This window comes from Algoriphagus confluentis, assembly GCF_036245625.1.
Lineage (GTDB): Bacteria > Bacteroidota > Bacteroidia > Cytophagales > Cyclobacteriaceae > Algoriphagus > Algoriphagus confluentis.
The window spans coordinates 1-24,812 of sequence record NZ_BTPD01000018.1 but is presented as its reverse complement, the minus strand read 5'-3'; the positions used below and the strand labels follow the sequence as shown (position 1 = coordinate 24,812).

General features: G+C 44.7%; 25 protein-coding genes. 18 read left to right on the top strand and 7 right to left on the bottom strand.

Annotated elements, in window-relative coordinates:
* Positions 1-104: 104 nt before the first annotated feature.
* Both AAA943_RS20035 and AAA943_RS20030 read left to right on the top strand, forming a co-directional pair.
* Positions 105-344, top strand: a complete 240-nt coding sequence (locus AAA943_RS20035) for a DUF6364 family protein (protein WP_338226152.1) — start codon at positions 105-107, stop codon at positions 342-344.
* The gene (locus tag AAA943_RS20030) at positions 337-747 is read left to right on the top strand and encodes a type II toxin-antitoxin system VapC family toxin (RefSeq protein WP_338226151.1); all 411 of its coding nucleotides are present in this window, start codon (positions 337-339) and stop codon (positions 745-747) included. The genes AAA943_RS20035 and AAA943_RS20030 overlap by 8 nt, the downstream gene beginning before the upstream one ends.
* 6 nt (positions 748-753) lie before the next feature.
* Here AAA943_RS20030 and AAA943_RS20025 read toward each other — a convergent pair whose 3' ends face one another.
* Positions 754-978, bottom strand: coding sequence for a hypothetical protein (locus AAA943_RS20025; RefSeq protein WP_338226150.1), 225 nt, complete (start codon positions 976-978; stop codon positions 754-756).
* Between the two features lie 151 nt (positions 979-1,129).
* Here AAA943_RS20025 and AAA943_RS20020 point away from each other — a divergent pair, with 151 nt between their 5' ends.
* The 5 genes from AAA943_RS20020 to AAA943_RS20000 all read left to right on the top strand — a co-directional run bounded on the left by AAA943_RS20020 (position 1,130) and on the right by AAA943_RS20000 (position 4,787).
* Positions 1,130-2,230 (top strand): vWA domain-containing protein, encoded by a 1,101-nt coding sequence (locus AAA943_RS20020; protein WP_338226149.1) that lies wholly within the window; start codon positions 1,130-1,132, stop codon positions 2,228-2,230.
* Between the two features lie 5 nt (positions 2,231-2,235).
* Positions 2,236-3,762, top strand: coding sequence for a P-loop NTPase family protein (locus AAA943_RS20015; protein WP_338226148.1), 1,527 nt, complete (start codon positions 2,236-2,238; stop codon positions 3,760-3,762).
* A gap of 54 nt (positions 3,763-3,816) precedes the next feature.
* Entirely contained in the window at positions 3,817-4,065 is a 249-nt protein-coding gene (locus AAA943_RS20010; RefSeq protein ID WP_338226147.1) for a hypothetical protein, read from the top strand.
* 42 nt (positions 4,066-4,107) lie between these two features.
* Positions 4,108-4,368, top strand: coding sequence for a HEPN domain-containing protein (locus AAA943_RS20005; protein WP_338226146.1), 261 nt, complete (start codon positions 4,108-4,110; stop codon positions 4,366-4,368).
* Positions 4,369-4,469: 101 nt separating this feature from the next.
* The gene (locus AAA943_RS20000) at positions 4,470-4,787 is read left to right on the top strand and encodes a nucleotidyltransferase domain-containing protein (RefSeq protein ID WP_338226145.1); all 318 of its coding nucleotides are present in this window, start codon (positions 4,470-4,472) and stop codon (positions 4,785-4,787) included.
* Positions 4,788-4,806: 19 nt separating this feature from the next.
* Here AAA943_RS20000 and AAA943_RS19995 read toward each other — a convergent pair whose 3' ends face one another.
* Entirely contained in the window at positions 4,807-5,166 is a 360-nt protein-coding gene (locus AAA943_RS19995) for a DUF1304 domain-containing protein (protein ID WP_338226144.1), read from the bottom strand.
* 131 nt (positions 5,167-5,297) lie between these two features.
* Between AAA943_RS19995 and AAA943_RS19990 the strand changes: the two genes are divergently transcribed.
* Positions 5,298-6,674 (top strand): methyltransferase RsmF C-terminal domain-like protein, encoded by a 1,377-nt coding sequence (locus AAA943_RS19990; protein ID WP_338226143.1) that lies wholly within the window; start codon positions 5,298-5,300, stop codon positions 6,672-6,674.
* A 3-nt stretch (positions 6,675-6,677) separates the two neighbouring features.
* On the opposite strand, the gene AAA943_RS19985 is transcribed toward AAA943_RS19990, so the two are convergent.
* Positions 6,678-7,868 carry a hypothetical protein gene (locus AAA943_RS19985; RefSeq protein ID WP_338226142.1) on the bottom strand — a complete coding sequence of 397 codons (1,191 nt, stop codon included), beginning with the start codon at positions 7,866-7,868 and terminating at the stop codon, positions 6,678-6,680.
* A 135-nt stretch (positions 7,869-8,003) separates the two neighbouring features.
* Here AAA943_RS19985 and AAA943_RS19980 point away from each other — a divergent pair, with 135 nt between their 5' ends.
* Complete coding sequence (locus tag AAA943_RS19980; protein WP_338226141.1) at positions 8,004-8,423, top strand: YidH family protein; 420 nt, start codon at positions 8,004-8,006, stop codon at positions 8,421-8,423.
* Position 8,424: 1 nt separating this feature from the next.
* On the opposite strand, the gene AAA943_RS19975 is transcribed toward AAA943_RS19980, so the two are convergent.
* On the bottom strand, positions 8,425-9,495 hold the full coding sequence (locus AAA943_RS19975; RefSeq protein ID WP_338226203.1) for a DmpA family aminopeptidase: 1,071 nt from the start codon (positions 9,493-9,495) through the stop codon (positions 8,425-8,427).
* Positions 9,496-9,639: 144 nt separating this feature from the next.
* On the opposite strand from AAA943_RS19975, the gene nth reads away from it, so the two are divergent.
* The 3 genes from nth to AAA943_RS19960 are packed head-to-tail and all read left to right on the top strand — an operon-like array spanning position 9,640 to position 13,306.
* Positions 9,640-10,311, top strand: a complete 672-nt coding sequence (gene nth, locus AAA943_RS19970; protein WP_338226140.1) for an endonuclease III — start codon at positions 9,640-9,642, stop codon at positions 10,309-10,311.
* A complete protein-coding gene (gene asnB, locus AAA943_RS19965) occupies positions 10,311-12,086 on the top strand; it encodes an asparagine synthase (glutamine-hydrolyzing) (protein WP_338226139.1) in 1,776 nt (591 codons plus the stop codon). The genes nth and asnB overlap by 1 nt, the downstream gene beginning before the upstream one ends.
* Positions 12,083-13,306 (top strand): glycosyltransferase family 4 protein, encoded by a 1,224-nt coding sequence (locus tag AAA943_RS19960; RefSeq protein ID WP_338226138.1) that lies wholly within the window; start codon positions 12,083-12,085, stop codon positions 13,304-13,306. Before asnB ends, AAA943_RS19960 begins: the two co-directional genes overlap by 4 nt.
* Here the strand turns inward: AAA943_RS19960 and gldB are convergent.
* Positions 13,269-14,273 carry a gliding motility lipoprotein GldB gene (gldB, locus tag AAA943_RS19955; protein ID WP_338226137.1) on the bottom strand — a complete coding sequence of 335 codons (1,005 nt, stop codon included), beginning with the start codon at positions 14,271-14,273 and terminating at the stop codon, positions 13,269-13,271. The two genes, AAA943_RS19960 and gldB, sit on opposite strands and share 38 nt — an antisense overlap.
* A 114-nt stretch (positions 14,274-14,387) precedes the next feature.
* On the opposite strand from gldB, the gene AAA943_RS19950 reads away from it, so the two are divergent.
* The 6 genes from AAA943_RS19950 (at position 14,388) to AAA943_RS19925 (ending at position 22,743) form a co-directional block, all read left to right on the top strand.
* Positions 14,388-15,392, top strand: coding sequence for a radical SAM/SPASM domain-containing protein (locus tag AAA943_RS19950; RefSeq protein ID WP_338226136.1), 1,005 nt, complete (start codon positions 14,388-14,390; stop codon positions 15,390-15,392).
* 107 nt (positions 15,393-15,499) lie between these two features.
* Positions 15,500-18,091: an SLBB domain-containing protein gene (locus AAA943_RS19945; protein ID WP_338226135.1), complete on the top strand. Its 2,592-nt coding sequence runs from the start codon at positions 15,500-15,502 to the stop codon at positions 18,089-18,091.
* The gene (locus tag AAA943_RS19940; RefSeq protein ID WP_338226134.1) at positions 18,088-19,155 is read left to right on the top strand and encodes a GumC domain-containing protein; all 1,068 of its coding nucleotides are present in this window, start codon (positions 18,088-18,090) and stop codon (positions 19,153-19,155) included. The genes AAA943_RS19945 and AAA943_RS19940 overlap by 4 nt, the downstream gene beginning before the upstream one ends.
* 12 nt (positions 19,156-19,167) lie before the next feature.
* Entirely contained in the window at positions 19,168-20,457 is a 1,290-nt protein-coding gene (locus AAA943_RS19935) for an oligosaccharide flippase family protein (protein ID WP_338226133.1), read from the top strand.
* Positions 20,441-21,364: a glycosyltransferase family 2 protein gene (locus AAA943_RS19930; protein WP_338226132.1), complete on the top strand. Its 924-nt coding sequence runs from the start codon at positions 20,441-20,443 to the stop codon at positions 21,362-21,364. Before AAA943_RS19935 ends, AAA943_RS19930 begins: the two co-directional genes overlap by 17 nt.
* Positions 21,355-22,743 (top strand): O-antigen ligase family protein, encoded by a 1,389-nt coding sequence (locus AAA943_RS19925; protein WP_338226131.1) that lies wholly within the window; start codon positions 21,355-21,357, stop codon positions 22,741-22,743. Before AAA943_RS19930 ends, AAA943_RS19925 begins: the two co-directional genes overlap by 10 nt.
* Before the next feature lie 160 nt (positions 22,744-22,903).
* Here the strand turns inward: AAA943_RS19925 and AAA943_RS19920 are convergent, their stop codons facing one another.
* Positions 22,904-23,470, bottom strand: a complete 567-nt coding sequence (locus tag AAA943_RS19920; RefSeq protein WP_338226130.1) for a class I SAM-dependent methyltransferase — start codon at positions 23,468-23,470, stop codon at positions 22,904-22,906.
* Positions 23,471-23,650: 180 nt separating this feature from the next.
* Positions 23,651-24,511, bottom strand: coding sequence for a nucleotidyltransferase domain-containing protein (locus AAA943_RS19915; protein ID WP_338226128.1), 861 nt, complete (start codon positions 24,509-24,511; stop codon positions 23,651-23,653).
* Positions 24,512-24,812: the final 301 nt, after the last annotated feature.

Below are 24,812 nucleotides of genomic sequence, written 5' to 3'. Positions count from 1 at the left end.
TTCGAAAAGTAGTTTAAATCATTTTAAAGCGGAAATTTAAAACTTCTAGTAAAAGACACGTATATTTCATAAAAACACGTGTGATCATGAAGACAAAACTAACCTTGACCATTAAAAAAGAAGTGGTGGAAAAAGCCAAGAGAAGGGCAGCAAGCCAAGGAATTTCTCTTTCCCAAATGATTGAGGATATTTTTGAAAAAGAAGATCCTTCTGTTCAATACTCAGAATCACAACTTGCTGCTAAAAAACTCTTGGAAAGACTAGAGGAAATGGATTCTACCAAGGTACCACTAGAGTCCGACAAAGTAGCTTTGACTAAATATTTGAAAGAAAAATATGGTTAAGATTTTTTTGGATACCAATGTGGTCTTAGACATCATTGGCAAAAGAGAGCCATTTTTCAAGGAAGCAAAATTATTTTTGGAATTGCATGCCAACGGCCTAGCCAAACTTCAAATAGCTGAAAGCAGTATTGGAAATCTCTATTACTTGGCCTTTAATGTGTACAAATTGCCTTACTCTGAATTTACTATGAGTCTCTTTTTTAAAGCTTGCGATATACTTTCAGCAGGCAAAGATTTGATATATAAGTCTTTAGAGTCCGATTTTAAAGACAAAGAAGACGCCTTGCAGTACTATACGGCTTTAATGAATAGATGTGATTTTTTGGTCACAAGGGATAAAAAGGACTTTAAATATGCCAGAGAAATCCGTGTCCTTTCGCCAAAGGAATTTTTCTCAAACTGAATAGTCCTAGCCCCTCCTGAAATCCTCCCGATCCTGATACCATCGTTCCTCAAAAGTCTCCTGAATCTCAACCGGTGCAGCTAGTACAGCCCACACCATCCATAAAATCAAAAACGGCCCAGCCAAGAAAATCGCCCAGATTAATAGATGGGCAATATCCAATTGAATCAAAGTGACAAAAACGATCAATACCGCCGTCACTATTCCTACTGCACTGTGATAGTTTTTCATTTTTTTATAGAATTTCAGTCCCTTATTAAACTCAGCAGGGCCCCGCTTTGTTAAACCCTCAACAAACTCAATTATTTAAAAACTTGATATTAGATACCAGCTACTTGTTAACAAAATCTTGTCTCTTGTATCTAATCTCTAGCGTCTTCCTATGAAAGGCTTCCGATTTACTCAATACGTCCCACCTCAAGACCCGGAGAAAAATACCTTCGAAAACCTGCTAAACATCTTTTTGCAGCTCGTGACCATGACCGGAGGAGATGTCGCCGAAGCCCTGAGTTGGCTCACCAATCTGGACAAACGATACAATCTCACCAATCCCAACTACGGTATCGGGGACTTTATCGAAGACCTCAAATCCAAGGGTTATCTGACTGAGGAAAACCAAAAAGGAGAGTTCAAAATCACTGGAAAAGCCGAACAAACAATTAGAAAATCGGCTTTGGAAGAAATCTTCGGCAAACTCAAGCGCGGCAAATCCGGTCAGCACAAAACCACGCACTCCGGACAGGGCGAGGAAAGAGGAACTGACCGTCGGGCCTATGAATTCGGGGACAACTTGGATCAAATTGCCCTGACTGACTCCCTTCGAAATGCCCAAGCCAATCATGGACTTTCTGGAGATTATCTGCTTACGGAGGACGATCTGGAAGTGGTAGAGACGGAATATCGCTCCCAAACCTCCACGGTATTGATGATCGATATTTCCCACTCCATGATTTTGTATGGGGAAGATCGAATCACTCCTGCAAAAAAAGTGGCAATGGCTTTGGCTGAACTGATCAAAACCCGCTATCCCAAGGATACGCTGGATGTGATTGTCTTTGGGAATGATGCCTGGCAGATCGAAATCAAGGATTTGCCTTACCTACAAGTCGGTCCATATCATACCAACACCGTCGCTGGACTAGAGCTTGCGATGGATTTGCTTCGCCGAAGAAAAAATCCCAACAAGCAAATCTTTATGATCACCGACGGCAAGCCCACTTGTCTCAAAGTCGGGATCAAGTACTATAAAAATGCCTTTGGTATAGACAGCAAAATCCTCAGCGAAACATTGAAACTGGCTGCCCAATGCCGAAAACTGAAAATCCCCGTGACGACCTTCATGATCGCCTCGGACCCCTACCTCAAAGAATTTGTAAAGGAGTTTACCAAAGTCAACAACGGCAATGCCTATTACAGCAGCCTGAAGGGGCTCGGTGACCTCATTTTTGAAGATTACAGACGCAACCGAACCAAACGATTTTAACCCACATGGACTACCAAAAACTGACTGGAAAAGAACCCACTCAAATCAAAACCCTCGGCCAACTCAAGGCCTCCGGCTATCAATCCAAGTCTATCAAAGAAGAACTTCGCGATAACCTGATTCTGAAAATCAAGCGGAAAGAAAATGTATTTGAAGGAATTTGGGGATACGAGGACACGGTGATCCCTGACATTGAGCGGGCGATTCTTTCCCGTCACAACATCAACCTACTTGGTCTACGCGGTCAGGCCAAGACCCGTATCGCCCGGATGATGACTCACCTCTTGGATGAATATGTGCCAGTGGTCTTCGGTTCGGAGCTTAACGATGACCCGATGCACCCGCTCTCCTCTTTTGCAAAAAATCTGATAGAGGAAAAGGGGGATGATACGCCGGTCACTTGGCTATATCGGGAAGATCGCTACGCTGAAAAGCTGGCCACTCCCGATGTCTCTGTGGCAGACCTCATTGGAGATGTAGACCCGATCAAAGCCGCAACTATGAAGCTTAGCTACAACGATGAGCGGGTAATTCACTACGGTCTAGTGCCACGTTCTCACCGATGTATATTCGTAATCAATGAACTGCCGGACTTACAGGCGAGAATTCAAGTGGCGCTCTTTAACATTCTCCAAGAAGGCGATATCCAAATCCGTGGCTTTAAGCTGAGATTGCCCTTGGATATTCAGTTCGTCTTCACCGCTAATCCTGAAGATTACACCAACCGGGGCAGTATTGTGACTCCGCTCAAGGACCGAATCGAAAGTCAGATCATCTCGCACTACCCGAAGTCTATTGAGATCGGCAAGAAAATCACCGCGCAGGAAGCCAATTTGGCTGGAAAGCCAGTGAACCAGATCCATGTGCCCGAACTGATGAAAGACCTCATCGAGCAGATTGCGATCGAAGCAAGAGGTTCAGAGTTTGTGGATGAAAAAAGCGGGGTGTCGGCTCGATTGACCATTTCGGCTTACGAAAACCTGATTTCCGCTGCGGAAAGAAGACTTTATCTCAATGGAGAAACAAACACAGTAGTGAGAATTGCCGATCTCATTGGAGTGATTCCGGCAATTACCGGAAAGGTAGAGCTAGTCTATGAAGGAGAGCAGGAAGGCGCCGGACTCGTGGCTTACAACCTGATCGGCAAAGCGATCCGTACCCAGTTTGTGAACTATTTCCCTTCCCCTGAGCAAAAGAAAAAGGACAAAAACGGAAATCCTTACGTGATTCCTTTGGCCTGGTTTGGGGAGGGAAATGAACTGGATATTTTAGCTTCCCAATCCGAAAAAGAATATAAAACCTTGCTTCATTCCGTCCCGGGTCTTGAGGAAGTGGTCACCCAGATGGTAAAAACCTTGCCCGAAAAGGAAAAGGAGTTTTTTATGGAGTTTGCGCTACATGGACTAGCAGAGTATTCTCAACTCAGCAAAAAGCTTTTGGACACCGGGCTTCAGTTTAAGGACCTGTTCAGTTCCATGTTTGACATGGGTGCGGGGGATGAGGATGATGACTTCGATGAAGACGACAATTAAAGAAAGGGGCGCAAGCCTCTTTTTTTGTAAATTAAGATTTCAAATGTGTTGAAAATGACTATTGCAGAGAAAAAAATAGATCTAATCTCCTGGCTGTCCAATCTTCAGGATGAGGAGATTTTGGATCAATTGGAATCTATTCGAAAGAAAGCAGTTCAAGGTGACTATCAAAAGTCACTCTCTCCAATGACAAGGGTGGAATTTGAAAATCGAGTTGCAGAAGCGGAAGAAGATTTGAAAGCAGGTCGAATAATTTCACAGGAAGAGCTAAAAAAATGGATCAAAGCTGGCTGGATTCTATGAAAATCTTTGGTCAGTAAAGTCCTTATTGAATTGAAGACACAGATGGGAATAAACGTTGATAAACAAGTTGAATATTGGATTAATGGAGCTTCTGAGGATCTGGAAGTTGCTGAAATCTTGATCGAAAAACGCAGATTTATACATGGCTTGTTCTTTTGTCATTTGGTAATTGAGAAAGCAATCAAAGCGCATGTGGTCAAAGTCACTGGAGAATTAGCTCCCAAATCCCACAACTTGATTTATCTTTCTGAAAAATCCGAGCTAGTACTCGAGGATGAAACCTTGGAGTTTTTCGGCTTATAGATGAAATATCAATTAGAGGGAAGATACCCTGGATATCAACCGTTTATTCCTGAGTACCGTATAGTTCAAGAGTATTTGAAAGAAACAAAAAAGCATTTATCATGGCTCAAGGAGAAGTTGTTCAATTATTGAAAAAATACATTGAAATTCTTCGAGCCGAGGGAATTTCAGTCAGTAAAGCTTTCTTGTACGGAAGCTATGGAGATAATTCTGCCACTGAAGAAAGCGATATTGATGTGCTATTGGTTTCAGATAGCTTTGAGGAATCCAATGATAGATTGGTAGGAAAAGTTTGGCGTTTGACCAGCAAGGTCAATTCTCGAATTGAACCATTTCTGATTGGAACCAAAAATTTTGAGAAATCAGAAGGTTCTCCTTTGATTTCAAAAATTAAAGAAACAGGAATTCAAATAGCCTAAACTCGACCTAAACTAAGAATCAAATCAAAATCAACACAATCCCCACCAAAGCCGGTAATCCTTGCACATAAAAGATTTTTTTGCTTGCAGTAATCGCTCCAAAAATCCCCGCAATAAGCACACAGGTCAGAAAAAACAAGGCTACTTTATCTGCCCAAACCGGATCTGTAATAACCCTTGACCAAACCAGCCCCGCGACCAAAAATCCATTATACAAGCCCTGATTAGCGGCTAAAACTTTGGTCTTTGGAAACATTTCCTTCGGCATTTGCCTAAAAATCTTCCTCCCCGTAGTCTCCCAGGCAAACATTTCAAACCAGAGGAAATACAGATGAAGCGCGGCAATCAGGCCGATAACAAGGTTGGTGAGGAGTCCCATAAGTTTTTATTTGAAGTTAATGAAAAAGGTCAACAGTCCACAGACGACCGACCACCGCTGAATCTGCCAATTCATATTGCAGTGGACGGTTGACGGTCGTCCTCGTTGACCAAAAAACTTATCTTTGCCGTATGTCCGACTTCCAACTGCCCAAAGACTTTCAATCCCAAATGCAAGCCCTTTTGGGAGCGCAAGAATTCGAACATTTTAAATCTGCAATCAACCAAACTCCACGAACCTCCATCCGACTTAACTCGGCAAAACCATTTTCCCCTATTTGGCCCAAAAGCCCGATTCCTTGGTCAGACCAAGGCTATTTTTTGGAAGAAAGACCCAGCTTTACCCTCGACCCCGCCTTCCATGCAGGAGCTTATTACGTGCAGGAAGCTTCCTCCATGTTTATCGAGCATATCTTGAAAAGTTTGGAAATTCCCAGAGGGGTTTACCTCGATTTGGCAGCAGCACCCGGGGGGAAAAGCACCCTTCTGTCTAGCTATTTGGGAAATTCGGGGCTGCTTGTCGCCAATGAAGTCATTCAATCCCGTGCTCAAATCCTCAAGGAAAACGCCATCAAATGGGGTTTGGGAAATACCGTTGTGACCAATAATGATCCTGATCATTTTGAACCCTTGGAAGGTTTCTTTGACTTGGTCCTGGTAGATGCACCGTGTTCTGGCGAAGGTATGTTTCGCAAGGATCCTCAAGCCCGTGAAGAATGGTCCCTCGACCATGTCTTACTCTGCTCTTCCCGCCAAAAACGAATCATGGACAAGGCGGGTGCATTGGTCAAAGGAGGGGGTTATCTGATTTATTCCACCTGCACCTTCAACGAGCAGGAAAATGAGGAAATGATCCGATTTCTCACCGAAGAGTTTGCCTTTGAGCCTGTTCGCATTCCTCGGGAAGAAAGTTGGGGAATTGTAGAGACTGAAGTAAAAACCGAGGATGGAACGTTCTTCGGCTACCGCTTTTTCCCCCACAAAGTAGAAGGCGAGGGATTTTTCATCACGGTACTGAAACGACCGGATTCGGCTTCTACTCAAGAACCCGGACGAATCAAAGACTTCAAGCATCCAGTACTGAAGGGACTTGGTGGTCGGGAAGGAGAAGCTTTGGAGCAGGAATTGGGATTTGATGGGACGGGAAAATACTACTCGCTCAAGGACTCTTTTTTTCGGATCAATCGGGAATTTTACCGGCATTTTGAGAAAATCGCTCAGGCCTTGAGTCTACGCTATTTTGGGGTGGAATTGGGGAAAAAGCAGAAAAACGAATGGATTCCAAGTCACGAATGGGCACTTTCTACCTTGCCTAAAAATGGTTTTTCGCAAGTTGAACTCAGCCATGAGCAGGCACTGGAGTTTCTGAGAAAAAACGACCAATCCTTTGACAATCTGCCTAAGGGATGGGTCCTCTTCACTTACCAAAACTTGCCCTTGGGATGGGGAAAAAATCTCGGAAACCGAATGAACAATTATTACCCGAAAGAGTGGAGAGTCCGGATGTAGGTTTTATTCTTTGATAAACTCAAACCGAGCCCACTTATCTCGGTGGCGAAGTTCATTCCCTACTCCCAAAAACGGAGATAAATAAACCAACTTCTCAACACGAACTTCATGGATTCCTTTTTCCAAGTGAGCAATTGGGAATTGCCCAAAAATAGCTTTTTGTCCACTATGGCCTGATTTAACGGCCCTCCACCTTTCAGGATGAATGAGCGAGTCGTTCAGGTAAATCCTAAATTGATCAGAATAAGATTTTAGATTTTCCCATGAAATACTGTCTGTCTCCAACAAAACATTCATTTGGGAAATGGCTTTACTTTCTCTCACATAATAGGGCAAGTAAATTTCGAGATCTTCTTTACTTACTCGTTTTCTGGGTGTCCAGGCACGGGGAAATCTTTTCTTCTCAGGATTGAATTCCTCATAGTAGATCTGTTCGTTTGGCCATTGGTAATCTTCCTCATCAAGATTTGTTTGGGCTTGATAGCCAGAAAATCCTTTCAAGTCCTGGATAGTGAATGGAACAGAAACTAAAATCAGTACTAATGAAAAAACTATAAAGGACCATTTACCCAAGTTGCTTTGATAGACAGCCCCTATAGTCCCGCTCATACTTTTGCCAACCATCTCCTTTACTCGGGTATTTTTCCTGACCAAACCGCTGATGGCAATTCCTATCACTGTAAGCATAAAAATCAGATAGACTACTTCAAAATTCAGATTGAATATCAGATAAATACCAATGAGGAATAATAGATACAAGGTGATACTGAATATGGGAATGGCTACCGTGATGGGAAATCCATATAACATGCTGCACCATCTTTCCAACTTCAGAAGGTAATGAACGGGATGAAAGTAGTCTATATTTTGAGAGTACTTAAAAAGGTTTTCTTTGATTACTCCGTTGGGAAATGCATAGGAAATTCCCAGTAAACCCGCCCAGATAAACCTCATGATGAGGTGAATAATCAGAAATAGTTTAAATACGGTAATAATCAGGGAAAAATAGACCAAGATCAATTGTGCCGGAATCTGCTCCAGCCCATAGTCCTGAATAAGAATGACCGAAAATTCAAATAGGCGTGAAGGAATCACAAACAAAAACGCCAGCGAAATACCCGAAATGATCACCTCCGGCTCCCAGCTGTTTTTTTGCAGGTGCTCCAGCCAAGTCAAATCTTTTTGTTTTTCCATATCCTCCATTTCCATCTTTATTTCTTTTAATCCATTAAAAATCAACAGAAAATTTTGATATTTTTCCAGTAAATGGCAATAACTTTTCCTTCAGGACACCTCCTACCAGAATAAATTCCAATAATCTTCTATTCAATGGAAAAAGCCCCAACCGAAATCCAGGACGCCATACAAGATTCCAAAAAAGGCAAAAAGGATCTTCAAATGGAGCGTACTCGGGCAGCCTTTGAGCGGCTTCAGCTCGCTTGGGTGAGAACTTCACTCACTATCTTGGCCATCGGAATAGGAGCCTATGAGTTTTTTTATAATCGACTGGAATCGGGCAAAAAGCTTCTCTTTGAAGAATTCACCGGAAAAGAATTGGCCTTGATTCTCTATGTAGTAGCAATCATCATGATGATACTTTCTCTGATCCAACACAAGCAAAGTATGGAAAAACTTAAAAAAAGCTATGTTGGAAGCCGGTATTCCATCGCCACTATCCTTTCCTTTTTAATTCTGCTTTTAGGAGTATTTCTTCTTGGGATGCTGCTTTGGAAATCCTTTATTTCCTGATTCACTTGGAAATAACCCATTCCAATACTTTTTCTTTGGGCAAAGCCTCCACGGTTCTTCCGCCCTTTCCCTCCAAGGTCTCTGCCGCAAAAAGTGAGTTGATAATTGCTTCTTCAGTAGCCTCAATCACAGCCATAAAAAGTGCCGTCATATCATCGTTTGCCAGAAATTCCCCCTTTTGAAGCTGCTGAGAAGGTCTCGAATAGGGGATCCGCAAGCCTTCATTTGTAGAAAAAGCAACCACATAATCTCCCGAACCATTCGACGCAATCCCTCCTGTTTTGGCTAGGCCCATCATGGCTCGCTGAGCCATCCGTTCGAGATTTCGTTCCAAAACAGGCGCATCAGTCGCCACCACAATCATGCAGCTCCCGTCTGATTTTTCCAGGGCATCTTTAAATGGATATTTGCCTAAGTTTTCTCCCACCGGAACCCCGGCGATTTGCAGATTACCTCCAAAATTGGTCTGGACCAAAACTCCCACTGTATAGCCTCCCAGGCTTTCGGGCAACTTTCTTGAGGAAGTCCCGATACCTCCCTTCCAGCCAAAGCAAACAGTGCCCGTACCCGCACCCACATTTCCCTCATTTACTGCTCCGGAATTAGCTGATTCGATTGCGTGGATTACTTCTTCAGGAGAAATATGCATACCCCGGATATCGTTCAAATAGCCATCGTTGGTCTCTCCGACCAAAGCATTGACAGATTGTACGGCCTCATTTCCCTGCTGGGATAGGGAAAAGCGGACGACCCCTTCAATCCCTGCTGCCACACTCAGCGTATTGGTCAAAATGATGGGAGATTCCAGATTACCAAGCTCTTTAACCTGTGTGACTCCGGCCAATTTCCCAAAGCCATTCCCTACAAAAATCGCCGCAGGCACCTTATCCTGAAAAAGATTTCCCCCATGGGGCAAAATCGCAGTCACCCCGGTTCGAACATCACTTCCCTCAATTTTGGTCAGATGACCGACCTTCACTCCGGGTACATCGGTAATGGCATTGAGTGCTCCTGAGGGCAAAATTCCAAAAGGAATACCCAATTCTCTGGGTCTGGATTGGGAAAATAACATTTGGAAAGTCAGAAAGAAAAAAGCACCGACTAAAATTGATTGAGATTTAGGTTTTGACATGGGGAGACTAATTTTTCAATTTTCAAATCTTCCAATTTTCCAATAATACCTATCTTACCTTCCCTTTCCAAGATTCCCTGTAAAATGCTCAAAAAACAACGCTACGAGGCTTTTATCCATCACTTTTCTGAAAATATGCCGGTCGCCGAGACTGAGCTGGAATACGATAATCCTTTCCAGCTTTTGGTGGCTGTGGTGCTCTCTGCCCAATGTACTGACAAGCGCGTCAATATTGTGACCCGAGAGCTATTCAAGCATTTTCCCACTGCCGCCCATTTGGCGGCGACTCATTTCGACGAGCTTTTTCCCTATATCCGATCCATTTCCTACCCCAACAACAAGACCAAGCACCTCATCGGGCTGGGCAAAATGCTGATCGATGACTTTGGCGGGGAAGTTCCCTCGACGGTAGAGGAACTGGTCAAACTTCCAGGAGTAGGAAGAAAAACAGCCAATGTCATCACCTCCGTGGTCTGGCAGCAGCCCAATATGGCGGTAGACACCCATGTTTTCCGCGTTTCCCGTCGCTTGGGCTTAGTCCCGATGACAGCAAAAACCCCTCTGGAAGTCGAAAAACAATTGGTCAAACATATCCCCAAGCAGTACATCCACAAAGCCCATCATTGGCTGATTCTCCATGGGCGCTACACGTGCCTGGCCAGGAAGCCTAAATGTGAAGAATGCCAGATCATCCACCTCTGCAAGTATTTTGAGAAGAATCAAAAGCAGAGTAAAAAACAAGAAGGAGAAGGCTGATGTGTGGAATTCATCTGATTTGGGGAAAGGATGCCAATGAAGTCGCCATCCAAACCATGGTCTCTGATTCCCATCACCGGGGTCCTGATCAGCAGGCCGTTTATTCACCTTGGCCAGGCTTGTGGATTGGGGTAAACCGGCTGAAGATCCTCCATCCCGGACCGGATGCGGACCAGCCTTTTTGGTCTCCTGACGGCAACACCCTACTGATTTGGAATGGGGAGATCTATAATTTTTTGGAATTGAAAAAGCTCCTGACCCGCATGGGGGTCGAGTTTCTCACCCAATCAGATACCGAGGTTTTATTGCATTACCTCAGATACTTTGGGGTAGATGGACTAAAAAATCTGGAGGGCATGTTTTCCCTTCTTTTTGTGAATCTGATCGATCAGTCTGTCGTGGTAGCCAGAGACAGAAACGGGGAAAAACCTCTGTATTTCTCCCAAAATCCAGACACGCTGGCAATTTCTTCAGAAACCAGAAGTCTTGCCAGACTTACTCAAGCTGAACTGGATACCCATCAAATCCAACCCTATTTCTACCTCCGAAGTCCTATTCCTGAAAAGACTTTTTTCAAAGGAATAAGACCCTGGAAACCGGGCAGATTCAGTAAAATCTCCCAGCATTCGACCTTTCGCTGGGACACCTTGCCCGATCCAGAGCCACAACAGGCTGCACCTGACCAGAAGTCCTTTATCCAATGCCTGAGTGGAGCAGTTCAGCGGCAGTTTCACGCAGATGTCCCACATGGGATCCTACTGAGCGGAGGAGCGGATAGTTCTTTGATTTATTCGCTGTGGTATAAGGAGACAGGAATTCCCCTGCCGGCCTATACGATCGAGGTGGAGAAAAAGTACCGGAAAAAATATTCAGACGCCACTTTCGCCAAGCAATTGGTGCGGCAGGTGCCTGCCGAGCACCATTTGGTAGCGGTCTCCCAGCAAATTTTTCTTGATCGCTGGGATGAATACCTTCAAGGTGTGGATCAGCCCATCGGGGATTCGGCTGGCTTCCTTACTTGGTTGATCGGGGACCAAGCCAAAAACCAAGTGAAAGTCCTGGCCTCGGGCGCTGGGGCAGACGAGCTCTGGGGTGGATATCAGCGCCATCAAGCCTTTTTTCAGTATCTGAATTATCCAGGGTTCTGGGGCCAAATAGCTCCATTTCTGAGCAAATGGCCCTTGGGAAGGACTTGGAAAAAATTCATGCAAGGTATCGATGCTGACCCAAGGATCACCTTTATGAATTTCGCAGCCCTTCAAAATGCTCCCAAAGAACTATTGGAAGATTACCTCCGGATTTTTGATTCCCATATCAGCCCTTACAAGCAGGCTTTGGATTTTGACCGGAAAGTTTATTTGGTACAGGACGTATTGAAAATACAGGACAAGGCATTGATGGCCCATGGCATAGAAGGCAGATCTCCCTATTTGGATTCATCAATGATCTCGATTTGGAGAAGTGTGGAAGACCCAAAAGCCCTTTTGGGCAAACCATGGATCAAACAAGGCCTTGAGGACCTCAACTTGGGTTGGATCGCCTCCAGGCGAAAGTTTGGTTTTGGGTTGCCTTTGACTGAATGGCTAGGGGAAAACGGACCCTTTGCCCAAAGGGTATTTGCTTCCATTCGGGATTTCGCTCCCATTGCGGCAAAAGAGCTTCCCCCTGACGTGGCAGATTTTTGCAGGAATCCGGAGAAACAGGTGAAAGTCCATTTTTTAACCCTTTATAACCTGTTTCTTTTAGCAGAATGGATGAAATTGCACCGAGCATGAGAATCATCTACATCCACCAGTATTTTCGCACCCCGGAAGAAGGCGGGGCCGTGCGGTCCTACCACCTTGCCAAAGGCTTGGTGGATGCGGGTTTTGAGGTGGAAATGATCACTGCGCATGATTTGCCCCACTACGATCAGCGCTGGATTGACGGGATCAAAGTCCATTATTTGTCTGCTCCCTATGATCAGAAGTTTGGTTTTGCCAAACGGACGCTTGCCTTTTTCAGCTTCGTTTGGAAGGCTAAAAAACTGCTTCAAAAGCTTTCCCGGCCCGATTTGCTCTACATCACCTCGACTCCTTTGACTACCGGATTGATCGGCCTTTGGGCTAAAAAAACACTTGCTCTTCCTTATCTCTTTGAAGTCAGAGACCTTTGGCCGGAAGCTCCGATTCAGGTAGGGGCTATCAAAAATTTTCTCCTGAAAAAAGCCCTTTATCGGCTGGAAAAAAGAATCTACGATCAGTCCATGGGTCTGGTAGCCTTGTCTCCGGGTATCGCCGCACACCTGAAAAATATCAGTCCCGCAAAATCAGTGGCTCTGATTCCCAATTTTTCATCATTGGAAACCTTTTTCCCTCAGGAAAAAGAACTTCGAACTTTAAAATCATTCGGTATTTCAGATAGCCTTACCATCAGCTATACAGGCGCTTTGGGTCAGGTCAATGCGGTGGAGGAGCTACTTCAGCTCGCTGAGATGGCAAAAATTGAAGGCAAAAACTGGAATTTTCTCATCATGGGTAAAGGAAGTCATGAGCAAATCCTCAAAAAGAAAGCAAAAGATATGGGTTTGACTCAGGTCCTCTTTTTTCCTTTTGGTTCCAAGGAAAAAGTCAATCAGATCCTTTCTGTCACGGATTTAGCTTGGATCTCTTTTGCCCACCTACCCGTATTGAAAACCAACAGCCCAAACAAGTTTTTCGATGCCCTCGCAGCAGGAAAGCCGATTTTAGTCAATCACAAAGGCTGGGTCTATGATTTGGTCAAAACACACCAAATCGGGATTTCCTGCCTTCCGGGAAAAATGGAAAAAGCTTTCGCCAAACTGGAGAATCTGGAGCAGAACAAGGAGGAATTGAAATCCATGGGAATCCGCAGCCGAAAGTTGGCCGAGACCTATTTTTCCAGAGAATTGGCGGTATCCCGGCTGATCGAGGTCATCCGCCCTAAGAAAGCCAATCTTACTCAGGGCGACGAGGTCGATATTCGGACTGCCTGAAAATCTTCTCTGCGTCTGATTCTCCCATCAGTATTGCCAAGTCCACCTGCTGATTCATGCGGTAATCATCCACAATATTCCAGCCCATCCATCTACCCAGCCTTCCCGGTGCCTTGGTGCTGATCGCATCCGTAAATGGCGCCTCACCAATATATTTCCGGATTTCAAAGGGATTGGTCTCATACAAAAGTTCATTTTCTACAAAATGAGACCAGATATACTCCTCATTGGACCAGCACTCCTCGATCTCCTCTGGGGTATAGCCGATGATAAACTGATCGGATGTGCAGGGTAGGATGGACTTGACAAAATGGTAGGACTTCCCGTAATAAATCATCTCCGAAAGCAGAGTCTTGTCCTGAGGATTAGTCTGATTGTATCGGGAGGAAATAGCTAAAACAATCATGGGGACCAGGTATTCTCTTTGGTACCGCTCTGCGATGTAAATGGGCAAATCCGGCTGAAAGCTGTGATCTGAAGGAAGAAAATAATCCAAACCGATCACCAACATATCCTCTGAAACCAACAGGTCAGAACCAAAGCCCGACACGAAAGTATAGACCTTGGGAGCTTTGAAATCCGGGAAGTAATATCGGATGTATCGAAAGGCATTTTCCAAATCAGTCTCCAACCAGGAAATATCTCCAAACTCCACCTTCACCGAATCATAAAGGGATCTGAGCCCTGGGTCTCCGTGAACCTGAACCAGATTGGAAATCAAGGAATCCTGAGATAAATAGAGGTCTTGCTCCAAAAACTGATCCGCAAACTCAGGATACTTATCGAGCAAATAGGCAAAATCCAAGGGTGTCTTAGCCTGAAAAAACTCATCCTCCAGCCGGGTAATTTCCAATCCCATGGGTTCGCCGAGAAGTTCTGCGTTTAGGGCACATTCTTGGGTTTTCTTTTGACAGGACCCCATCCAAACCATCAAAACAGCAATTACGACAAGTCCGATTTTATTCATGAAGTCGATTTTTTTGACAAAGTAAACAAAGCCTTTCGAAACCAACGAAGTTTATGCAGGCAGGTTAGGAAGGCAAGAGTTTTATCCTACCGGCAAATCCCCGTATTTTTCAGCGTGAAAAATCAATGGATTACAGCAAAGGCCTTTATTTCTTTTTTGAGCTTTTCCAAAGCACTCAATTTGCTGCAGCTTTACATTTCTTTTCATCTGAGCAGGTGGCTGGGCAAGCCGATCATTTGGGGTCAGCCGACCACCCTGAGCATTGAGCCCACCACCAGCTGCAATCTCCGCTGTCCGGAATGCGCATCAGGTCTGCGTTCCTTTACCCGGCCTACGGGGATGCTTCAGGATGGGCTTTTTGAACGGACCATTACTCAGACCAAAAATCAGCTTACCTGGCTTCACTTGTACTTTCAGGGAGAGCCTTTTCTCAATCCCCGATTTTTGGAAATGGTGTCTCATGCGGATTCGGCGGGGATTTTCACTTCCACTTCTACTAACGCTCATTACCTCAGCGAAAGTACGGTGCAAAAAATACTTTCTTCCGGACTTCGTCAGCTGATCGTCTCCATGGACGGCGTCACTCAGGAGGTCTATGAAAAATACCGGGTAGGAGGGAATCTGGAGAAAGTAGAAAAGGGCTTGAAACTTTTGCTGAAAGAAAGGAAGGCTCAAGGGAAAATGTTTCCAAGAGTCATTCTTCAATTTTTGGTTACCGGACTAAATGAGCACCAAATCCCCGAACTCAAAGTCTGGTCCCAAGAAGTGGGGGTAGACGAGCTTCAGCTGAAAAGCACCCAAATCTATGATTATGAAGAGGGCTCGGAGTTGATTCCTTCTGATTTGGGGTATTCCCGGTACATTCCCGATGGTAGAGGGAAGTGGAAGCTGAAAAAAAAGATAGAAAACAAGTGTTGGAGAATGTGGCAAGGGGCTGTAGTCACTTGGGACGGGAAGGTGGTACCCTGCTGTTTTGACAAAGATGCCCAGCATGTCATGGGAAATCTTCAAGACCAAAGCATGCAGGAAATCTGGGAATCCCCCTCTTATTTTTCATTTCGGAACCAACTGCTTCAGGACCGAAGTCAGATCGAAATCTGCCGGAATTGCACCGAGTAGCAAGTGAAGTGATGGGGGTTTTTAGCATCAAATTTGTTAGAATTAAGAAATTGATGGATTTTTAGTGGTTGATTTGCCCTTAATTCACCTGCAACAGTCTTTTGCCCATGACTTTATTCAAAAGAATCTGGTACTTTTTCGCCTTGGTTTCCTTGCCGGTTTTCCTTAGTCCTCAAGCTTTTTCCCAGCAGTCTATGGATATTTCCACCATTCAGGTGGATGAGCTCAGTAACGCACAAATCGAAGAATTGATCCAAAGAGCCAATGCGGCCGGATTGAGTACAGTAGAGTTTTTGCAGATGGCTCAAATGCGGGGAATGCCTCCTACAGAAGTGGAAAAGCTTAGGAATAGAATCGGAATCCTAGAAACCTCAAGCTCCACTTCCCGTATAGGTTCGGTCTCCAAAAGAGAGCCTAGACAGCAGGTTGATCTCAACGAAATCACCCAAGGAATCGCCCAATATCAGGAAATCCCTGATAGTTCGGGGGGCGAGACCATTTTTGGCTCCTCACTTTTCTACCAAAAAAACAGAAGACTCAGCTTTGAGCCCAGTCTGAATCAGGCGACTCCAAAAAGCTATGTTTTGGGGCCGGGAGACCTGGTTTATGTGGACATTTACGGACAATCCGAAAAATACTACGAAGCCACAGTAAACCCTGAAGGGTTTATCCTTCTGGACAATATCGGTCCGGTATCGGTATCAGGCAAAAGCCTGGAAGAAGCCACCGCGTTGATCAAAAACCGGGTAAGCCGATTTTATCCCGGTCTCAGCGGGAGCAGTCCAAATACCTTCCTCCAAGTCACTTTGGGCAATGTCCGAACCATCAAAGTTCATATTCTAAATGAGGTGAGGCTACCGGGAACCTTCACGCTTAGTGCTTTTTCCTCGGTATTCAACGCACTGTATGCAGCAGGCGGACCCAACGAAAACGGGACTCTTCGAGCCATCGAACTGATCCGGAATAACAAAAAAGTGGCTGAAATCGATGTGTACGAGCTCCTGACCAAAGGAACTGCCAATCTGGATATTCAGCTTCAGGATCAGGATGTGATCTTGGTCAAGCCCTACCTTGCCCGGGTGAAAGTATCCGGAGAGGTGAAGCGCCCCATGACTTTTGAAGCCAAGCCCGGTGACAATCTTGAGGATTTACTGGGTTATGCGGGAGGTTTTACGGATTTGGCTTTCCGTGACCGGATCGGGATTTCCCGAATTACGGGAAATCAGCGCTCGGTATCGGATGTCTATCAGAATCAATTTGGCCTGTTTCTCCTCCAAGGGGGAGACGAAATCACTGTGGGTCGAATATTGGACCGATACGCCAACCGGGTACAGATCAAAGGAGCTGTCTTCAGACAGGGCACTTTCTCTTTGACTGAAGGACTTACCCTGACCCAACTGATCAAAAATGCGGAAGGCCTCAAAGGGGATGCTTACACCCAAAGAGCCAGTATCCTTAGAACACGGGACAATCTGAGCTCGGAAATCATCGAGGTAAACCTGAAAGCGATTCTAGACGGCACTCAACCGGATATCATCCTACAGCGGGAAGATGTGGTTCGGATTTCCTCCATTTACGATATCCAAAATGAGCGTTATGTTCAGATTTTGGGAGAGGTAAAAAGACCGGGCACCTATCCCTACTCAGCAGGAATGACTCCTGAGGAATTGATCCTATTGGCGGGAGGCCTTCAGGAATCTGCCAATACCCAGGATATCGAAATCGCCAGAAGGCTGGAAGATGCGGATTTGGGCACTTTGGCGGACATTATCCCCACTGCTGTCAATCCTGATTTGTCTTTCCGCTCAGATGCCCCTGAGCTTCAGCCCTTCGATCAGGTGATTGTAAGAAAAAGGGCGAATTTCAATATGCAGAAACTGGTGGCGGTAGAGGGTCAGGTAAATTCACCGGGAATTTTTGCTATCGAAACCAGCCTGGAACGGGTCTCTGACCTAGTCAACCGGGCGGGTGGCCTGAATCAATTTGCCTATGCCAAAGGCGCTACCTTGATCCGAAGGACCGAATTTTTCAATACCGAATCCGAGCAAATCCGCAGACAGAGAAATCTGGAGGCGCTCCGACTCAAACTTTTGGAAGACCCCAACAACTCGGAAGCCCAGGAAGAATTGTTGCAGCGCCTATTCAGGGATTTGCCCAAGGAAAAAACCAATCCCGTGGATTCCCTGCTTTCCAATGCAAAAAGAGAATCTTTGGATCAGATCGCAGTCAGTACTCCGGGATTTGCAGTGAAATTGAAAGAGTCTGAAGCAGTCGCCATCAACCTGGAAAAAATCCTCCAAAATCCGGGCTCTGCTGAAGATCTGCTTCTGGAAGAAGGAGACATTTTGGCTGTGCCCAAGCTATTGCAGACAGTCCGAATGAGAGGAGACGTAGTCTATCCGACTACCCTGAGACATGAAAGCGGCAGAGGACTAAAATACTACATCAACGGGGCAGGAGGATTTGAGCGAAGAGCCAATCGAAAGCAGACCTATGTGGTCTATGCCAACGGAGCGGTGAAGCGGACCAAAGGCTTTTTGGGAATTCGAAATTATCCGACAGTCGAGCCAGGAGCAGAAGTGATCGTACCTACCAAAGGGCCGAGAGTCCCGCTTCGTTTGGGAGATGTAGTGGGTATTACGACCGGCTTGGCCACTCTGGCTTTGGTGCTTTCGCAAATCAACTGGAACCAGCCATGACAGAGAATAAGCACTTTTCCGATAGCCAATTTACCCTTCGCGAAGTTGTCCAGAATCTTCGCGATTGGTTTGCTTTTTTTCTTTCCCAATGGAAAATCTTATTCGCAGCAGGGATAATTGGTCTGGCCTTGGGGGCCTTGGTATCTATTTTCAAAAAACCTGTTTTTCATGCAGAAACCTCTTTTGTTTTGGAAGAGGGAGATTCCGGAGGGATCAGTCAGATGTCCGGACTGGCTTCTTTGGTGGGAGTGAACTTGGGCTCTTTGGGAAGTACCAGCGGGCTCTTCCAAGGTGCCAATATCATGGAACTGTACAAGTCTGACCGAATGCTCGGGGAGACTTTGCTCAGTCCCTTTGATGGGGAAAAACTCCTGATCGATCGCTTTGTAGAGTTTGAGGAGCTGGATAAGAAATGGGCTTCCAAAGTGGATATCCCCTCGATGGACTTTTCTATCTCCAGGGGGCAGTTTTCCGTAGCACAGGACTCGGTCGTGAAAGAGGTGGCCAAGCTGATCCGGGAGCGGCAATTGTCCGTGACCAAGCCTGACCGAAAGCTCAGCATCATTCAGGTGAGCATTTCTTCAAAAGACGAACCTTTCGCCAAGGTCTTCAATGAAACGCTGGTGAATAAGGTGAATACCTTTTACTTCGAGACCAAAACCAAAAAGACCGGAGAAAATCTCTCCATCCTTCAGTCTCAGGCCGATTCCGTTCGGGCTATTTTGGACGAAAGTATCGGGGCCTATGCCACGGCTCAGGACCGCGTACCCAATGCCAATCCCCTGCTCAACAGTGCCACTGTGGAAAGCCGTAAGCGACAGATTGATGTGCAAGCGACGGGAGCCGTCTATCAGGAAATCGTCAAAAACCTGGAAATCGCGAAAGTCAATCACCGCAATAATTCGCCTTTGATCCAGATCATCGACTCCCCGAGATTTCCGCTGAAGCGGTCCGAGATCCGACTCGTCAAAGGAATGGTTTTGGGGGCTGTCATTACAGGCCTTCTCGTTCTTTTTGGTCTCTACTTCCGCAGACTGTATCAAAAACATGTGCAGGAAAGCTAAACCCAAGCTGCCATGTTTGAAAAACTCACCTTACTTCCGCTCAGTAATTTTATTCGAAACAAGTCGATTCAGAACTTTTTGTTTCTGGCGATCATCCAGTCCTCCAATGTGCTGATTTCCATCATTACCATGCCTCTGCTCATCCAAAGCATTGGGGTGGATCAGTTTGGACTGGTCAATTTGGCGCTTTCAGTGATTATTCTGCTGAATATCCTGGTCGGTTTTGGGTACAATCTCAGTGCCCCAAGAGAAGTGGCCATCAATCAGGAGGACAAAGATTCCTTATCCCATTTGGTATCCAATGTATTCTCAGGCAAAATCATCTTGGCTTTGCTTGCGACTTTGGTCATTTTCATCGGGGCTTTTGGATTCAATCTATTTCAGGAATATCGGCTTATTCTGGTTTATTCTTCCCTACTCCTGTTTTCTGAAGCGACCTTGCCGCTGTGGTTTTTTCAGGGGATGGAGAAAATGAAACTCGTCTCTATCGCCAATATTTTCTCTAAACTCCTCTTTTTGATGGGCATTGTGCTCTTTATCCACAGTCCGGAGCAAAGCCAGTGGGTGAACTTTATGTTGGGATTTTTTGGACTTTCTATCAATCTGATGCTCCTTTTTTACATCCACGCATTTATGGGTATCAGGTTTTATCGCCCTGAGTTTTCGGCCATTTACCAAAGCCTGAAGGAAAATATCCTTCTTTTCTTCTCCAATCTGGCCAGTCATATTTCCATCAACGGCGGGCTGATTATTCTGAGTTTCTTTTCCGCAGCAGAGACATTGGGGATGTATAGCCTGGCCGAGCGGGTGGTCATGGTATTGAGACTATTTCCTGCACTGATTATTCAGGCCATATTTCCCAATGCGTCCAAACTTCACAAGGAAGATCCGGTACGCTTTTTCCGCTTTCTAAAAAATGTCTATCTGCGGGTGCTTTTAGCTGGAATGGTAATTTCGGCAGGGGCACATTTTACAGCGCCTTGGATCATCCGGGTTCTTTCCCGAACAGACTTGCAGGAGTCGGTGATTTATCTGAAAATCCTTGCGGCAGTTCCTTTTTTAGCCTGCCTGAATGTGGGAAATGTAACTCTGCTTTTGGTAGCAGACCTGAAGGAGTTGCTGTTTAAAGCCAGCTGGATGATGTGTGTTTACATGATCGTTGTTTCGGCGATTCTGACCAGCTATTTGGGAGGCCTTGGGCTTTGCATTGGAATTATCTCCACCGAGATCGTCGTGTTTTTGATTTGTCTCACGCTGCTGTATCGGCACAAAAAAGAGCTAATCCGTGGCTTTTACACCTGACTCTTCGGTAGCGATCATTTTGGTCAATTGGAATGGACTGGAGTATACCAGAGCCTGCCTCCATACTTTGGAGAAGGTGGATTTTCCTGATTTTCAGATCATTTTAGTGGATAATGATTCCAAAAAACCAGAAGGGCAGGTGCTGAAGAAGGAATTTCCAAAGCTTGTGCTTTTGGAGAATGAGCAAAATCTGGGTTTTGCCGGAGGAAACAATGTGGGCATCCGAAAAGCTTTGGATATAGGTTTTTCTCACCTCATGCTCCTAAATAATGATACCCTGGTGGAGCCGGATTTTTTGGGAAAAATGATGCTTGCCTTTTCAAAAAATCCCAAACTAGGCCTGCTGCAGCCGATGATTTGCTTTTTGGATGAACCCGAAAAAATCTGGTCGGCCGGTGGAAAATTCATCTCCCTGCTCGGTCGTGCCAAAACCCTAGGGGACCGAAAAACCCTAAAAAATTATCAGCCATTTTCGAAAAAACTAGACTGGGCGACTGGCTGCTGCATGTTGCTTACTCGAGAAGCCATTCTACAATCAGGACTCCTCAATGAGCAGTATTTTGCCTATTTCGAAGATGTGGAATGGTCCCTGAGAATTCGGAATCAGGGCTTTGAAATCGGTCTGGTCCCTGAAGCAAAAATTTACCATGAAGCCGGAGCTTCCTCCAAAAAGTCACACTCTGAAGGAACCTTGAGTGCAAAGGTGTTTTATTACCATGTGCGCAATCAATTATTCTTAATTCGAAATCAGAATATTCCTTTAGGATTCATCTATCATTTGGGGAGATTTACGCTTTGGATGGGATATTTCCTGCTTCGAGGCCGATTTCAAAAGCTCAAAGCTGTGGCCAAAGGAATCAAAGATGGGCTATTCACTCCGCTTAAAACTGCTCCAAAATGGCCTTGATCGTCTTTCTATTGATCGCATTGGCGGTAGGGGTAGGATTCCTCTGGACACTGGAAAAGATGATTTTTCAGGGCAAATGGACTTATGCCATCTTCTTTCTTGCCGCATTTCTTCCCTTTTACAATACCAGCTTGAGTGTGGTGTACCTAGCCACTCAATCGGCTGCCGTGGTGAGTATATTTCAAATCCTCAAGGAGCTAGTGGTCTTGGTAGGGCTGCTGGTATTTGTCCTTTATCATCGGAAAATCGCCGAGTATCCCTTCCGGTTGCAGTCCACGGATTGGTTCTTCTTGGCATTCCTGAGTTTGGCCTTTGGCTATCTCTTGCTTCCCATCGGGCAGGCCTCGTTTTTGAATAAGGCCCTGTATTTCAAAAGCATGCTGATTCCCGGCTTGGTTTATTTTCTGGGGAGAAATACTACCTTTTCAGACTTCGAAATTCAGCGGGTTTTCAAGATTATCTTTTTCGTAGCTATTGGAGCTTTTCTGGTCAATCTGGTAGAAAATTTTCTGCTCAATGCCCACTTGCAGCAGTTTACAGGCTATGCACTCTACAATTTTGCGATCAATGACATTGAGCCCACAGGGAACTTTGGTCTGACCTGGACCTTTGAAACCCAAGCGGTGACGAAGCGATTGGCGAGTTTCTTTTCAGACCCTCTGGAAATGGCCAGTTCGGTTTTGATGGGCTTTGCGGCAGGATTGATCTGGTTTTTGACCAGCAAAAGAGAATACAACTGGCTCTATCTTTTGGTGATGGCCTGTTCACTGGGCAGTTTGGTTTTTTCGGCTTCCCGGGCGGCGTTTGGGGCCTTTTTCGTGATGATTTTCTTTATCGCCTTGGTTTTTCGACTGTACAAACTGATCGGTGCGGGCTTTTTAGCCTTATTGGCATTTGGTATTTACGTGGTCTTTTTTGCCTCTGAGGACTTTTACTTTTTTGTGATCGATACACTCACATTCGAAAATACCTCCAGCATCGGTCACGTGGTGGAGTGGCTTTTGGCTTTAGATTCTATGGTTGCCAATCCCTTGGGGATAGGCTTGGCCATGAGTGGCAATGCCGGAAGTGTCACGGATGAACTTCGGGTAGGGGGAGAAAACCAGTTTCTGATCTACGGGGTGCAGTTGGGCTGGATTGGGATGCTATTGTATATCCTGATCCTAGCTTCTGGGGTGGTACTAAGCCTGCGGGTTTTTTACGGAACAGAATCCACACCCAAGGCTCGGATTGCCTTTGTCGGAGCAGCTACAAAAGTTGGCTTACTTTTGCCCCTATTCACGGCCAATGCAGAAATGTACACCTATGTAGCTTGGGTAAGCTGGTGGATGATTGGTTTTTCGGTGAGGGAGTATGGGAGAATTCCCACTAAGGAATAGAAACAGGCTTGATGGTCTAACGGCCCTGGCTATGGAAAGTGCTGGATTTTGAAACCAAATCTTTGTCCACTAGCCCGAATGTTATTTAGTTGAAATGCCTTCATTAATTAAGCAGTAAGCCCGCATTTGCTATACCCGATTTGGTGCTTAGTCTTGTTCTTTATTTTTCAATTACAATCATACGATAATCTGTTTCAGATTTATGTCCGCTTTCTTTATCTTCAAAAACGTACTTGAAGTCCTTGTCAATAAGTCGTTTTTGTTTTCTTTCAAAGTCAATTGCTTTGTTGAGAGTTTGGACTTTATTTCCTGTGTCCTGAATGCAAAAGACAACATGGCATCCGTTTCTCATATCCGAAACGATTTTTTTAATCAGTTCTATTTCTTGTTCTCTGTCCTTCTTGGCGAAATGAAACATACTATCCAATAGAATAAAGTCAAACTCACCAAAACGGTCAAAGGTGTAAATGTCTCCGACTTGCCCATCCAAATCCAAATTTTCATTTTGTCCGATTTCCTTCATTTGATTGATACCGACTTTTGAGTTGTCAATTCCTGTCACAGAGTAGCCAAGTCTCGCCAAAGCAATTGCATCTCTTCCTTGTCCGCAGCCTAGGTCAAGTACTTTTCCTTTCGTTGGAAATCCACTAAAAAACTCGATCAATTCAGGATAAGGCTCTCCGAATAAGTTTTCTGTCTGATAGTATTTGTCATAGGTTACTGGCATTTTCGTCTTTTAGCATCAGGCATAACGGCTACGTATTGGCGATGGAGGGGCATTTGAAAAACTTCAGCCTAACATTTGCACAAATGCCCAATAGAATTACAAATTTTGAGTTTACAATTGTCAGCCCTACTATTGCCAATACGTTGTTAGCGGTTCGTTGTTTTATCTTCATCGTTTCTGTCAAAGTTTGTAGTATGGTTTGTACATCCCGTCTGCAAATGATACCGTTTCGTCAAACAGTTTTTTTAAATGCGATACATTGTCAGTAAGCGTGTCTTTATTACAACATAAAATGAGGTCAATTTTTAAAGACAAAAATTCAGGTCTGATTTTCGTTTGTTCTAAAATGCTAATTGCTCGTTTGTCGCCCATAGGATAGAGTTCATTGATAGCAAAAAGTGATGTTATAATACTTTTAGTGGCTCTGGTCAAACAGCCAACTGTGTTGAATGTGTCATTTTTACCAGCAAATTTTTCAGCTTGCCAAATTGTAAATTCAGCCGACCACAAAGATTGCTGTATTACAGATTGCTTTAACTTTTTTGGATACTGCTTTACACTTTCTTTTAAATTCTTTACTACATTATCTGGGTCATAGAGAGCATGACTGCTTTGTGTTTCTGAAAGAAAGATAATGGATGAAAATCCGTAGGGCGGTTGTTGGTCAAAATTGTTTTCCCAAATGCCGTTTTTGGAATTGTCAATTGTCCTTGTAATTTGTTCAATGTTTTTATAGAGAAAGTCAACTTCACCACTTGTAGTATTTATCCAAGCACCGCCATTTACCCAAGGTCCCCATTCGTAAAAGCCTGTAACTATTGGTTGGTCGTTGTTAGAAATGTTTTTAGCTACCTCTCTTACTTTTTCTATGTCAAATGGATTAAGCTCAGAATAGTATATACCAATATCAAGGTCTGAGCTTTTTGTCGCCATACCAATTGCATACGAACCGCCAAGAACAATTGCCTTCACACCGTCAACTTGCTTCAATTCGTTTGTTATGTCTTCTAACAATTTTTTTTTATCGTCTGGTAAAGTCATTTTTATAATATGTCTGTTGAGTATTGTCGATTTACAATGACCGCTAACGGTTTGCCGCTTTGCGAAGGCGGGGAATTTTAGCACTAAACTGTCAACCAAGCACAAACTTTGATAGAAGCACAAAGCTCCAAGTTTGCACGTCACCCCGCCTGACGCAAAACCCGTGTGCCTGTTGCACAACTCTCCCAACAAGATAGTTTTTTTAGGTATGAAGACCTCATGTCTCATGATTAATTTTAATTGCATGCTGATTTTAAGTTGATTAAAATATTGTAAATCAGTATATTAAAACATGCAAGGA